The organism is Thermomonas paludicola, assembly GCF_024498955.1.
GTDB classification, from domain to species: domain Bacteria; phylum Pseudomonadota; class Gammaproteobacteria; order Xanthomonadales; family Xanthomonadaceae; genus Thermomonas; species Thermomonas paludicola.
This window is the reverse complement of sequence record NZ_CP093311.1, coordinates 178,161-191,141: the sequence shown is the minus strand read 5'-3', so window position 1 is coordinate 191,141 and position 12,981 is coordinate 178,161. Positions and strand designations below refer to the sequence as shown.

General features: G+C 66.7%; 13 protein-coding genes. 5 read left to right on the top strand and 8 right to left on the bottom strand.

Annotated features, from left to right (window positions below):
• Positions 1-50 precede the first annotated feature (50 nt).
• Positions 51-1,175, top strand: coding sequence for a Fic family protein (locus tag LIW09_RS00825; RefSeq protein ID WP_256646105.1), 1,125 nt, complete (start codon positions 51-53; stop codon positions 1,173-1,175).
• Entirely contained in the window at positions 1,172-3,568 is a 2,397-nt protein-coding gene (hsdR, locus tag LIW09_RS00820) for an EcoAI/FtnUII family type I restriction enzme subunit R (protein ID WP_256646104.1), read from the top strand. Before LIW09_RS00825 ends, hsdR begins: the two co-directional genes overlap by 4 nt.
• A 3-nt stretch (positions 3,569-3,571) precedes the next feature.
• Here hsdR and LIW09_RS00815 read toward each other — a convergent pair whose 3' ends face one another.
• Positions 3,572-4,390, bottom strand: a complete 819-nt coding sequence (locus LIW09_RS00815) for a D-hexose-6-phosphate mutarotase (protein ID WP_256646103.1) — start codon at positions 4,388-4,390, stop codon at positions 3,572-3,574.
• Positions 4,391-4,415: 25 nt separating this feature from the next.
• Positions 4,416-6,119 carry a GspE/PulE family protein gene (locus LIW09_RS00810; RefSeq protein WP_256646102.1) on the bottom strand — a complete coding sequence of 568 codons (1,704 nt, stop codon included), beginning with the start codon at positions 6,117-6,119 and terminating at the stop codon, positions 4,416-4,418.
• Between the two features lie 73 nt (positions 6,120-6,192).
• Here LIW09_RS00810 and ubiE point away from each other — a divergent pair, with 73 nt between their 5' ends.
• From ubiE to ung, 3 genes are read left to right on the top strand one after another with little or no spacing between them, the layout of a single operon-like run.
• Positions 6,193-6,954 carry a bifunctional demethylmenaquinone methyltransferase/2-methoxy-6-polyprenyl-1,4-benzoquinol methylase UbiE gene (gene ubiE / locus LIW09_RS00805; RefSeq protein ID WP_256646101.1) on the top strand — a complete coding sequence of 254 codons (762 nt, stop codon included), beginning with the start codon at positions 6,193-6,195 and terminating at the stop codon, positions 6,952-6,954.
• 4 nt (positions 6,955-6,958) lie between these two features.
• Positions 6,959-7,147 carry a hypothetical protein gene (locus LIW09_RS00800; RefSeq protein WP_256646100.1) on the top strand — a complete coding sequence of 63 codons (189 nt, stop codon included), beginning with the start codon at positions 6,959-6,961 and terminating at the stop codon, positions 7,145-7,147.
• Between the two features lie 5 nt (positions 7,148-7,152).
• Positions 7,153-7,869 carry a uracil-DNA glycosylase gene (gene ung / locus LIW09_RS00795; RefSeq protein WP_256646099.1) on the top strand — a complete coding sequence of 239 codons (717 nt, stop codon included), beginning with the start codon at positions 7,153-7,155 and terminating at the stop codon, positions 7,867-7,869.
• On the opposite strand, the gene thiD is transcribed toward ung, so the two are convergent.
• Genes thiD through thiC form a run of 6 tightly spaced genes read right to left on the bottom strand, consistent with a single transcriptional unit; the run spans position 7,856 to position 12,965 of the window.
• Entirely contained in the window at positions 7,856-8,635 is a 780-nt protein-coding gene (gene thiD / locus LIW09_RS00790) for a bifunctional hydroxymethylpyrimidine kinase/phosphomethylpyrimidine kinase (RefSeq protein ID WP_256646098.1), read from the bottom strand. The genes ung and thiD overlap by 14 nt on opposite strands.
• A complete protein-coding gene (locus LIW09_RS00785; RefSeq protein ID WP_256646097.1) occupies positions 8,605-9,213 on the bottom strand; it encodes a thiamine phosphate synthase in 609 nt (202 codons plus the stop codon). Before LIW09_RS00785 ends, thiD begins: the two co-directional genes overlap by 31 nt.
• Positions 9,210-9,980, bottom strand: coding sequence for a thiazole synthase (locus LIW09_RS00780; RefSeq protein ID WP_256646096.1), 771 nt, complete (start codon positions 9,978-9,980; stop codon positions 9,210-9,212). Before LIW09_RS00780 ends, LIW09_RS00785 begins: the two co-directional genes overlap by 4 nt.
• Before the next feature lie 2 nt (positions 9,981-9,982).
• Positions 9,983-10,180 carry a sulfur carrier protein ThiS gene (gene thiS, locus LIW09_RS00775; protein ID WP_256646095.1) on the bottom strand — a complete coding sequence of 66 codons (198 nt, stop codon included), beginning with the start codon at positions 10,178-10,180 and terminating at the stop codon, positions 9,983-9,985.
• Complete coding sequence (locus tag LIW09_RS00770) at positions 10,165-11,154, bottom strand: FAD-dependent oxidoreductase (RefSeq protein WP_256646094.1); 990 nt, start codon at positions 11,152-11,154, stop codon at positions 10,165-10,167. Before LIW09_RS00770 ends, thiS begins: the two co-directional genes overlap by 16 nt.
• Positions 11,151-12,965 (bottom strand): phosphomethylpyrimidine synthase ThiC, encoded by a 1,815-nt coding sequence (thiC, locus tag LIW09_RS00765; RefSeq protein ID WP_256646093.1) that lies wholly within the window; start codon positions 12,963-12,965, stop codon positions 11,151-11,153. The genes LIW09_RS00770 and thiC overlap by 4 nt, the downstream gene beginning before the upstream one ends.
• Between the last annotated feature and the right edge of the window lie 16 nt (positions 12,966-12,981).

Below are 12,981 nucleotides of genomic sequence, written 5' to 3'. Positions count from 1 at the left end.
CTGCATCATTAATGACAAAAATCCACCGGCAGCCTGAGTGGCTTACAGCAATGATCGTCGACACCAGCCAGGCCGTTCAGTACCACTTGGGCAAGTTCCCGCCCACGGGACTGGACTACCAGCGGCTGATGCCCGGCCTGTTGGGCGCGACCGCCGCGCTGGCCCGCTATGACCAGATGCTGCGCAGCCTGCACAACAGCGAACTGTTCCTGGCCCCGCTGCGCGGGCAGGAAGCCGTGGTGTCCTCGCGCATGGAAGGCACCATCAGCACCCTGGACGAAATCCTGCAGGTGGAGGCCGAATACGGCGAGGACGATGCCGGGGCGGCGCTGGAGTATCGGTCGGACGCCATCGAAACCGTGCTTTACCGGCGTGCGCTGGGTGCAGCGCAAGCCCGGCTGGAGCAGGGGCAGCCTTTGTCCGAGTCGCTGGTTCGGAGCTTGCATCGCCAGTTGCTGTCGTTCGGGCGTGGCGCAAAAAAATCGCCGGGTGCCTACAAGCGCGAGCAGAACTACATCGGCGAGCGCGGCAGCCGGCGCGTGAGCTTCGTGCCGGTCGCGCCGGAGCATCTGGATGCCGGGATGGAAGCCCTGTTCGCCATGATCGGCGACCCGACCATTCCTGTCTTGCTGCGCACCGCCCTGGCGCATGCCGAATTCGAGGCACTGCATCCGTTCGAGGACGGCAACGGACGTGTCGGCCGCATGTTGATCACCCTGATGCTGTGGCAGGGCGGTGCCATCGCCGCGCCTCACTTCTATATCAGCCGTTATTTCGAGGACTACAAGGAGGAATACCTCGACCGGTTGCGCGCGGTCTCGGCGAACGACGACTGGGACGGCTGGTGCCTGTTCTTCCTGTCGGCGGTGGAGCAGCAGGCGATCCGCAACCTGGAGGTGGCGCAGGAGATACGCGACTTCTATGAAGAAATGAAAGTCCGCTTTTCCGAGTTGCTGGCGTCGCGGTTTTCCATCGCGGCACTCGACTACCTGTTCGCAAACCCGGTGTTCAGCAACAATCGCTTCACCCGCGAGGCGGGGATCCCGGTGCAGACGGCAGCGCGTTTCAGCCGAGTCCTGCTGCAAGCGGGCCTGCTGCAAACCGTGCGCGAGGCGTCCGGGCGGCGCCCGGCGATCTATCGTTTCGAGCCGCTGATGGCCAAAGTCCGGGTATGAACGAAGCCGAGACCCGCGCCGAACATATCGACCCGGCCCTGAAGGCCGCGGGCTGGGGCGTGGTGGAAGGCAGCCAGGTCCGCCGCGAGTTCCGCATCACCGAAGGGCGCCTGCAGGGCCAAGGCCAGCGGGCCAAGCCCGAGATCGCCGATTACGTGCTGATCCACCGCAACACCCGGCTGGCGGTGGTGGAGGCCAAGGCGTGGGCCGTGCCCTGCGCCGAGGGCGTGATGCAGGCGAAGGCCTACGCCGCCAAACTGGCGGTGCGCTTCACCTACGCCGCCAACGGGCAGGCGATCTACGGCATCGACATGGCCACGGGCAGCGAAGGCGATGTGCCCACCTTCCCCGGCCCCGATGCGTTGTGGGCGCGCACCTTCGCCCATGCCAACGCCTGGCGCGACCGCTTCGCCGCGGTTCCTTTCGAGGACAAGGGCGGCACCTGGCAGGGCCGCTATTACCAGGACATCGCCATCCAGCGCGTGCTGGACGCCATCAGCGAGGGCCGCGACCGCATCCTGCTGACCCTGGCCACCGGCACCGGCAAGACCTTCATCGCCTTCCAGTTGGCGTGGAAGCTGTTCCAGAGCAAATGGAACCTCACCGACTGGAAGGGCGAGGGCGAGCCGACGCGACGGCCGCGCATCCTGTTCCTGGCGGACCGCAACATCCTGGCGGATCAGGCCTACAACGCGTTTTCCGCCTTCGATGACGACGCGCGGGTGCGCATCGCCCCCGATGAAATCCGCAAGAAGGGCCGGGTGCCGAAAAACGGCAGCGTGTTCTTCACCATCTTCCAGACCTTCATGAGCGGGCCCGGCGAAACGCCGTACTTCGGCGACTACCCGCCCGACTTCTTCGACTTCATCGTCATCGACGAATGCCACCGCGGCGGCGCGAAGGACGAGAGCAGCTGGCGGGCGATCCTGGAGTACTTCTCGCCGGCCGTGCAGCTGGGCCTGACCGCCACGCCACTGCGGCGGAGCAATGCCGACACCTACGCCTATTTCGGCGAGCCGGTCTATTCCTATTCGCTGAAGGAAGGCATCAACGATGGCTTCCTGACCCCGTTCCGGGTCAAGCAGTGGGCCACCACGCTGGACGACTACACCTACACGCCGGACGACGCCGTGGTGGAGGGCGAGGTGCTGCCCGGCAAGCGCTATACCGAGTCGGACTTCAACCGGATCATCGTCATCCCCGAGCGCGAAGCGTTCCGCGTGCAGGAATGGATGAAGCAGGTCGATCCCAGGGAAAAGACGCTGGTGTTCTGCGCCACCCAGGACCATGCCGCGCTGGTGCGCGACCTGATCAACCAGAACAAGGCCAATCCGGATCCGTTGTACTGCGTGCGCGTCACCGCGAACGATGGGGCGAAGGGCGAGGAATACCTGCGCGACTTCCAGGACAACGAGAAGACCATCCCGACCGTCCTGACCACGTCGCAGAAGCTCTCCACCGGCGTGGACGCGCGCAACGTGCGCAACATCGTGCTGATGCGCCCGGTCAACTCGATGATCGAGTTCAAGCAGATCGTCGGCCGCGGCACCCGCCTGTACGAGGGCAAGGACTACTTCACCCTCCACGACTTCGTGAGGGCCTACCTGCACTTCAGTGACCCGGAATGGGATGGCGAACCGGTGGAACCGGATCCGCGCAACCCGCCGCATGTGTGCAAGACCTGCGGCCAAAACCCGTGCGTGTGTCCGAAGCCACCTTGTGGGAAATGCGGCCAATCGCCCTGTGTTTGCGAGAGGCCGCCATGCGAGCAATGTGGCCAGCGGCCCTGCATCTGCGTGAAGCGAATCAAGGTCAAGCTGGCCGACGGCAAGCTGCGCCAGCTCCAGAGCATGGTGGCGACCACGTTCTGGAGCGCGGACGGCAAGCCCATCTCTGCTGCGCAGTTTCTGGAAGGCCTGTTCGGGGCGCTGCCCGAGTTCTTCAAGGACGAAGACCAGTTGCGCGAGATCTGGAGTGACCCGGTCACGCGCCGGGCGCTGCTGGACGGACTGGCCGACAAGGGGTTTGGTCGCGAGGCGCTGGCAGAAATGCAGAAGGCCATCGAGGCCGAGGACAGCGATCTCTTCGACGTGCTGGCCTATGTGGCCTATACCCGCGCGCCGATCCCGCGCAGCGAACGCGCCGTGCTGGCGAAGTCCGGTGTCAGCGACAGCTACAAGAGCAACCGCCATCTCGACTTCGTCGAGTTCGTGCTGGAGCACTATGTCCACGAAGGTGTGGACGAGCTCGACCTCGGCAAGCTCACGCCCCTGCTGCGCCTGAAGTACAACGCCATTGCGGATGCGGCAGCCGACCTTGGCACACCGGAACAGATCAGGCAGACCTTCGTCGGCTTCCAGAAATACCTGTACTTGCCGCCCGAACAGCGCTGACCGTTATCCCAGCAACTGCGCGCCGCGCCAGCGCTCACCCGGCCCCAGCACCACCGCCTGCAACACCTGCCCGGCTTCGACGCAGGCGAAGCGTTTCCAGTCGTCCGGCGCCAGGTCGCCGATGCGCGCGCACAGCTGTTCGCCCGGGTTCCATACCACCACGTCGCCGAAGCCGTCCTGTTCGATGTCGAGCCGGTGCGCGCCATCCAGCAGCGCCAGCGGTGCGACCACGTCGTTGTAGATGCGGTCGGTCTCACCCGCGAAGGCGACTTCGTAATCATGCTGGCGATGCAGGGTGCCGCCAGCCGCGCTGTCCTCGTAGTCGCAGCCTTGCAGGCCTTCGATGGTGGACTGCGAGAGGTCGTCCACGCGCAGGTAGCTGTGCAGGGCGGCGGTGAAGGCGAAGGGCACGGTGCCGGTGTTGCCGATCTCCAGCGCCACCCGCAGTCGTTCGCTGGCCAGGCCGATGCGCAGGCGGGCGTGGAAGGGATGCGGCCAGTCGGCATCGCTGCCGTCGCCGACCAGCGCGAACACCGCCTCACCGCGTTCTTCGCCCTCCAACCGCCATTCGCGGTTGCGGGCGAAGCCGTGCTTTTGCAGCGCGCCGCGCTCGCCGAACTGCGGGAAGATCACCGGAATGCCGCCGCGGATGGCGGTGCGGCCGTCGAAGACGGCGCGCTCCGACAGGAACAGGCGTTCGCGGCCGTCGGCGGGCCGCCACGACAGCAGCTGCGCGCCGTGCAGCGCGACCAGTGCGCGGGCGCCGTCGGCGACGATGCGCAGGCAGGGCATGCCGCGGAAGGAAACGGGCTCGATCTGCATGCGCGCAGTGTGGCATGCGGACGCGCTAGTCCGCGCGCACGCGCCATGCTTCGGCCAGTGAAATCACGCCGCTGCGCGCCAACGCCACGGCTGCCCGGGTGATTGGCACCATGCCTTCCTCGATCGCCACCCGATGGATCGTGTCGGCTTCGGCACCCGGCACCAGCAGCTCGCGCAGGCGCGGCCCGACCACCAGCAATTCGTACACCGCCTGCCGGCGGTGCACGCCCAGTCCTTCGCACTGCGGGCAGCCGCGTCCGATATAGAAGACCTCATCGGCGCCGACGCCTAGCGCACCACGCACGTGCGGTTCAATGGCCTCCTCTTCGCGGCAGTGCGCGCAGGTCAGCCGCACCAGCCGCTGGGAAATCACCGCCAGCAGACTGGCGCGCAGCAGGTACGGTTCGACCCCGAGATCCAGCAGCCGGGTGACCGTGGTGGCCGCCGTATTGGTATGCAGCGTGCTCAGCAGCAAGTGCCCGGTGAGCGCGCTTTCCACCGCGATGTCGGCGGTCTCGCGGTCGCGGATTTCGCCGACCATGATCACGTCCGGGTCGTGGCGCAGGAAGTTGCGCATCGCGCTGGCGAAGGTGAACCCGGCCGCACGATTGACTTGCATCTGCTGGATATCGGCGATGTGGAACTCCACCGGATCTTCGATGGTGAGGATGTTGATGCGCTGCTTGCGCAGCTCCAGCAACATCGCATACAGCGTGGTGGATTTGCCGCAGCCGGTGGGGCCGGTCGCCAGGAACATGCCGTGGCTGCGGCTCATCACGTCGTCGATCCGCTGCCGGTCGGCGTTGCTCAGCCCCAGCTCGTCGAGATCCCACAGGCCCTCGCGGGCGTCCAGCAAGCGCACCACCACGCTTTCCCCATGCACCGTCGGCAACACCGAGATGCGCAGGTCCACCTTGCTGCCATCGCCCAGGGTGAAGCTGGTGCGGCCATCCTGCGGCTTGCGGTGCTCGGCCAGGTTCATTTCGCCCAGCACCTTGATCCGGCTGGTCACCGCGGCATGCAGCGCACGCAACAGGCTGCGCACCGGGACCAGCTCGTCATCGATGCGGAACAGCACGTCGGTGGAATGCGCGCCGGGGCGCAGGTGGATGTCGGACGCGCGCCGTGCCACCGCGTCAGCGATCAACTCATGCACGATCCTGACCACCGGTTGCTCGCGCGCCAGCCGGCGCGCCTCCGCCTCGCTGGCCTCGCCCATTTGCGCGACCGGGTCCAAACCCAGAAGCTGCGCGGTTTCGCGGTCTTCGGCCTGGTCGTAACTGCGGGCGATGGCATCCCGGATACCGCGCGCCGTGGCCATCAGCGGCAACACGCGATCGGGCGAGACAAACTCCAGTGCGGCGACCGCTGCATGGCTGGAGGGGTCTTCCATCGCCACCGCCAGCAAGCCGTTGCGGGCGCGCAGCGGCACCGCGCGCAGCAGTCGCGCCTGCTGCGGCGACAGCAGCCGGGTCAGCTCGGAATCCACCGCCAGCGCCTGCAATCGCACCAGCGGGACGTCCAGCTGCACCGCCCGCTCGAAACAGGCTTCGCAGGCATCGTCGCCGCTGTCCAGCCATTCCTCCAGGCTCACCCCGCCGGGCGGGTTGCGCGGCCCGTAGGCATTGTTCTGGAAGCCTGCCAGATAGCGATCCAACCCGGCATCGTCGGAAATCAGCGTCGGCAGGAACACGCGCGCATGGGGCGGCTGGCTGTCGGTTTCGTTCATGTTTTCATTCTCGAAGTCCTGCGCCCGGGCCATCTTGACCCGGATCAGTTTCCCGCTCTGCGATAATCCTGACATGAGCGCACCCAACGAACAGCCAGCCACCACCCATTTCGGTTTCCGCGATGTCCCTGCCGCGGAGAAGCAGAAACTGGTCGCCGAGGTGTTTTCCTCGGTGGCGGGCAGCTACGACCGGATGAACGATGCGATGAGCCTCGGCATCCATCGCCTGTGGAAGCGCTACTTCGTGGCCACTTCGCAGGTGCGCAGGGGCGACCGGGTGCTGGACCTGGCCGGCGGCACCGGCGACATCGCCGCGCTGCTGAAACAGCGCGTGGGCGAAACCGGCGAGCTGATCCTCGGCGACATCAATGGCGACATGCTGCGCGTCGGCCGCGACCGCATGACCGACCGCGGGCTGGTGCGCGGCTTCGACTACGTGCAGTGCAACGCCGAAACGCTGCCCTTCCCCGACGCCAGCTTCGATCTGGTCACCATGGCGTTCGGCCTGCGCAACGTGACCGACAAGGACGCGGCGCTGCGCGAGATCCTGCGCGTCCTCAAAGTCGGTGGCCAGGCGCGGGTGCTGGAGTTTTCGGAAGTGCAGGCCGAATGGTTCAAGCCGATCTACGACTTCCATTCGTTCAAGGTGCTGCCGCGACTGGGCAGGCTGCTCGCAGGCGATGCCGACAGCTACCGATACCTGGCCGAGAGCATCCGCAAGCACCCGCCACAGGCGCGGCTGAAGGCGATGATGGAGGCAGCGGGCCTGTCCCGCTGCAGCTATCGCAACCTGTCCGCCGGCATCGTCGCCATCCATACCGGCTACAAGGTCTGACCGCATGACTCAACCTCCGCTGCGCAGCTTTCGCGAAAGCCCATGGCGCTATTCGCAGTTCGTGATCCTCGGGCTGATTGCCGCGGGTCTGGTGAAGTGGCTCAGTCCGCTGACCTGGCTGGCAGCATTGGGCATCGGCGCGGTGGCCGGCATCGGCTATCTGCTGCTTGAAAAGAAGCGCGGCGCGATCTGAACGCGATGAACGATCCCGCGTTGCCCGACGTCCGGCTGGAGCCGAGCTGGAAGGCGCGTGTCGGCGACTGGTTCGCGCGCGACGACATGCGCGGGTTGTCCGCGTTCCTGCGCCAGCGCAAGGCGGCGGGCGCGACGATCTACCCGGCCGGCGGCAACATCCTCGCCTCGTTCAACGCGACCCCGTTCGACGCGGTGAAGGTGGTGATCCTCGGCCAAGACCCCTACCACGGGCCGGGGCAAGCGCACGGGCTCTGCTTCTCGGTGCTGCCCGGCGTGCCGGTGCCGCCCTCGCTGCTGAACATCTACAAGGAACTGGAAGCCAGTACCGGCTTCCAGCGCCCCGACCACGGTTGCCTGCTGCCGTGGGCGCAGCGCGGGGTGTTGCTGCTCAATTCCGTCCTGACGGTCGAGGCCGGACAACCCGGATCGCACCAGGGCAAGGGCTGGGAAGGCTTCACCGATCACGTGGTGGATGTCCTCAATCGCGAGCGCGAGCACCTCGTGTTCTTGCTGTGGGGCAGCTATGCGCAGAAGAAAGGCGCGATGATCGACACGCGCAAACACCGCGTCCTCAAAGCTCCGCACCCCTCGCCGCTGTCGGCCCATCGCGGCTTCCTGGGCTGCGGGCATTTTTCCGCCACCAACGACTCACTGCGCCGCACCGGGCAGGCGCCCATCGACTGGTCGCTGCCGCCGCGCGCCGCGCTCATGCCCGGCTGAGCCGACCGCCCAGCCACACGCCAAGATGGCGCTTCGCCGCGTCAATCGCCTCGACCAGGGCAAGGCCACGGGCAAGCCCTGCGGTGATGGCGGCCGACAGCGTGCAACCGGTGCCGTGGGTATCGATGTCCTTGATCCACGGCGCGGCGTAGCGCCGGCTGCCCTCGGTGGTCACCAGAAGATCCACCGCTTCAGGCAACGGCGCGTGCCCCCCTTTCATCAGCACTGCGCGCGCGCCCAAGGCGAGCAGCGCACGGCCCTGCGCCAGCATCTCCGTCTCGCTGCAGGCACGCGGCATATCCAGCAAGACAGCGGCCTCATCCAGGTTCGGGACCAGGCAGTCGGCCAGCGGCAGCAACCGCCGGCGCACGCTGCCGATGGCATCCGCATCCAGCAGGCGCGCGCCTGAGCTGGCGATCATCACCGGGTCGATGACCAGCCAGCGCGGCCGGTGCTGGCGCAGCGTGGCCGCCACCGTTTCCACGATGCCAGCGTTGCCCAGCATGCCCAGTTTGACCGCATGCACGGCGCGCTCGTCGAACGCCGCTTCGATCTGCATCCGCACCAACGCAGGCGGCATGAGCTGCACGGCACGCACGCCGGCGTAATTTTGCGCGGTGACGGCGGTGATTGCGGTAGCGCCGTGCACGCCGGCCGCGTTGAAGGCCGCAAGATCCGCCTGGATACCGGCGCCCCCCGAGGAGTCGGAACCGGCGATGCTGAGCGCGGCGAACGTCATGGCCTCGGCCGGGTCGTGCGCAACCATTGGGCAACGCGCACAGCCGGCGCGGGGTGATCGGTCACGTCGCTCATCGCCGCAACGGCGCAGGCACCTGCATCGAGGCAATCAGCCGCGCGCTCGCAGCTGATGCCGCCAATCGCCACCAGCGGCAACGCGCCGATGCGCCGCTTCCATTCGCCGATGCGCGCCAGCCCCTGCTGCGCCCACGGCATCACTTTCGACGTGGTGGGATAGATCGGCCCCAGCGCAACGTAGTCCGGCGCGACGCCTAGCGCGCGCGTCAATTCGTCATCATCGTGCGTGCTGACCCCCAGCCGAACGCCTGCGCGCCTGATGGCGGCAAGATCGGCGTGGTCCAAGTCGCCCTGCCCCAGGTGGATCCAAGGGGCGCCAAGCTCGATGGCCGCCTGCCAATGATCGTTGACCACCAGCTGCGCGCCATGCGCGCGGCAACAGGCCAATGCCGCGCGCACCGCCTGCCGAACGGCATCTTGCGGTTGCTGCTTGATCCGCAACTGGATCAGCTTCACGCCCAGCGGCACCAACCGCTGCACCCAGTCAAGGCTGCCGACCACCGGATAGAACGGATCGAGACGGGTCATGCCAGCCATGCTTTGCCCAGCGTCGGGGTAGAAGGTTCCGCAAGGTCGCGTGGTGGCATGCAGCCAGCCAGCTGCGCGGCATGACCGGCACGCACCGCCTGCGCAAATGCGCCGGCCATGTGCGATGGATTACCGGCCAAGGCCACGGCGGTGTTCAGCAGCACGGCGTCAAAGCCCAACTCCATGGCGGCGGCGGCCTGTGACGGAAGCCCGATGCCTGCATCCACAACCAGCGTCAGTTCGGGGAAATACGCGCGCAGCGCACGCAGGGCGAAGACGTCATTCAGGCCGCGCCCGCTGCCGATCGGCGCACCCCACGGCATCAGGATGCGGCAGCCGGCATCCACCAGGCGCTCGGCAACGCCGAGATCCGTGGTGGTGTAGGGAAACACCTGAAACCCATCGGCAATCAGCAGCCTGGCGGCTTCCACCAGGCCAAACACATCCGGCTGCAGCAGCTCGCCTTCCCCCAATACCTCCAGCTTGATCCACGGGGTGTCGAAGACTTCGCGCGCCATGTGCGCGGTGGTCACCGCTTCTTTCACCGAGTGACAGCCAGCCGTGTTGGGCAACACGCGCACGCCCAACGACCTGATCAGGGACCAGAAGTCCTGGCCAGCGCGCTGCTGCCCGCACTCGCGTCGCAACGACACGGTCACCATGTCGCATTCCGCCGCCCGAATGGCCTCGATGAGAACGGCTGGCGACGGGTAGCGGGCCGTTCCCAGCCACAGGCGCGAGGTCAATTCGACGTCGTGGATGTGCATGCTCAACCGCCCTGCATCGGCGCGACGACTTCAAGGACATCGCCCTCCACAAGGAGGTGTGCATGGCGTTCGCTGATGGCCACGAAGCAGCCGTTGACGGCGGTGGCCACGCACGCATCGCGGTAACCCAGTTCTTCCACTGCATCGGTTACCGAGGTGCCGACAAGCGCGCGCACGACGCCATTCACCAGGAGCTGCATGTGCTCACTCCCTTGCCCAACAGAGCCGCAGCCGCCTGCCGCGCCATGGCCGGCGCCAGCAAGAACCCGTGCCGATACAGGCCATTGAGATGCCAGCGACCGCCCCGCTGGAGGAGTTTGGGCAGGTTGTCGGGAAACGCCGGGCGGATGCCCACGCCCGACTCGACGATGCGCGCCTCGGCAAATGCGGGGTGCAGCGCATAGGCGCCGTTGAGCAGCTCCATCAACGAGCGCGCCGTGATCGGACCGGCATCGGCACTTTCAATCATGGTGCCGCCCACCATGAACAAGCCATCGCCATGCGGCACCACGTAGGTCATGCCGCGTGGATGCAGCAGGCGCACTGGCCTCGACAAGGCAATATCGCGGGTTTGCAGCAACAGCATCTCGCCGCGTACACCACGCAGTTCCGGCAGTGCGGCGCGGGCGCCATAGCCACGACAGTCCAGGATCGAGCGGCTGCCGGTGACCACGTGGTCGGCGTCGATGGCGTAGTGAATCGGCACGCCGCGTTCGCCCAGACGTGACGCCAACGACCCCAATGCGGCGCGTGGATTGACATGTGCTTCTTCCGCGAAGAACAGGCCGTACTGGAAGCGCCCGGCCAGATCGGGCTCCAATTCGCCAATGCCGGAATCGTCCAGGCGCTGGTAGCCGTCGGTGCGGTTGGCGTAGTGATCCAGCTCCGCACGATCGCGCGACGCGGCAACCACCAAGGTTCCCGCGCTGCGGGTTTGCGCATGGTGGCCGCGCCACCAGTCCAGCGCCTGCCATCCCAGCGCCACCACTGCCGGCTCCCCGCTGACCTTTTCGCACCACGGCGCCAACATGCCGCCGGCAAACCAACTGGCCGCCTGCGCGCCCGGCGCGCTGCCGCGCTCGACCACTTCCACCGCTGCGCCAGCCAGCGACAGCTCCAGCGCCGCCGCCAGCCCCGCCACGCCCGCGCCCAGCACAAGCACCCGCGCGCTCATGCCTGCACCGGCACGTGCAGGTCGCCGCCGTGCGCCTGGAATTCGCGCGCCTTTTCCGCCATTCCCTCTTCAATCAACGCGTCTATACGAAGATCCTGGCTGATCTTCATCGAGCAGAACTTCGGCCCGCACATCGAACAAAAGTGCGCGGTCTTGTGCGCGTCCTTCGGCAGCGTGGCATCGTGGTAGTCGCGCGCCGTGTCGGGATCCAGCGCGAGGTGGAACTGGTCTTCCCAGCGGAACCCGAAGCGCGCGCGCGACACCGCATCGTCGCGGACCTGCGCTGCAGGATGGCCTTTTGCCAGGTCAGCGGCGTGGGCGGCAATCCTGTAGGTGATGACCCCGGTCTTGACGTCGTCGCGATCCGGCAGGCCAAGATGTTCCTTGGGCGTGACATAGCACAGCATGGCGGTGCCATACCAACCGATCATCGCCGCGCCGATGGCGGAGGTGATGTGGTCGTGGCCCGGGGCGATGTCGGTGGTCAGCGGGCCGAGCGTGTAGAACGGCGCTTCGGCGCAGTGCTCCAGCTGCTTGTCCATGTTGGCCTTGATCTTGTGCATCGGCACATGGCCGGGCCCTTCGACCATGACCTGACAGCCGTGCTCCCACGCGACCGGAGTCAGCTCGCCCAGCGTTTCCAGCTCGGCAAACTGCGCCGCATCGTTGGCATCTGCAATCGAGCCGGGCCGCAAGCCATCGCCCAGCGAAAACGACACGTCGTAGCGACGCATGATCTGGCAGATGTCGGCGAAGCGTTCGTACAGAAAGCTCTCGCGATGATGACTCAGGCACCAGCGCGCCATGATCGAGCCACCGCGCGAGACGATGCCGGTCAGCCGTTGCGAGGTCAGCGGCACGTGATGCAAGCGCACGCCGGCATGGATGGTGAAGTAGTCGATGCCCTGCTCGGCCTGTTCGATCAGGGTGTCCTTGAATACCTCCCAATCAAGCCTGGCCGGGTCGCCACCCACCTTTTCCAGTGCCTGGTAGATCGGCACGGTTCCGATGGGAACCGGCGAGTTGCGCACGATCCACGAGCGCAGGTTGTGGATGTTGCGGCCGGTGGACAGATCCATGAGGGTGTCGGCGCCCCAGCGGATTGCCCACACCAGCTTCTCCACCTCGTCCGCCACGCCGGACGACAGCGCGGAATTGCCGATGTTGGCGTTGATCTTCACCAGGAAATTGCGGCCGATGATCATCGGCTCCAGTTCCGGGTGGTTGATATTGGCCGGAAGAATCGCGCGGCCCGCCGCAATCTCGCTGCGCACGAACTCGGGCGTGACGGAGGCGGGAATGGCCGCGCCGGATGAGTCGCCATCCCGGGCAGGCAGCGACGCATCGGCCAGCAGTTGCAGGCGCGCCAGATTTTCGCGCTGCGCCACGTAGATCATTTCTTCGGTGATGATGCCGGCGCGCGCAAATTCCAGCTGGGTGACGGGCTGGCCCGTGCTGCCGCTGCGCAGGCGATGCTGCGCGGGACACGGCGCGACCAGGCGCTCGCCGCTTGCATGGCCGTTGTCCTCCGGCCGCAGCGCGCGCCCGGGAATGCAGCTGAACCCCCGTCGGGCAAGCCAGGGCTCACGCACCGCCGGCAGACCGGCAGCCAGATCGATCCGGGCCGCTTCATCGGTGTAAGGGCCGGAGGCGTCATACAGGCGGATCGCCGGCAGCACCGGGTCGCCCAGCGCGATTTCGCGGAACGGGACGCGCAGATCGGGGTGGTCAGGCGGCGCAAGATGGATCTTGCGCGATCCTCGGATCGGCCCGGTGGTGACAAACGTCGGTGCGACGGCAGTCTGGTGCATGGATCTCCTCCTCGTG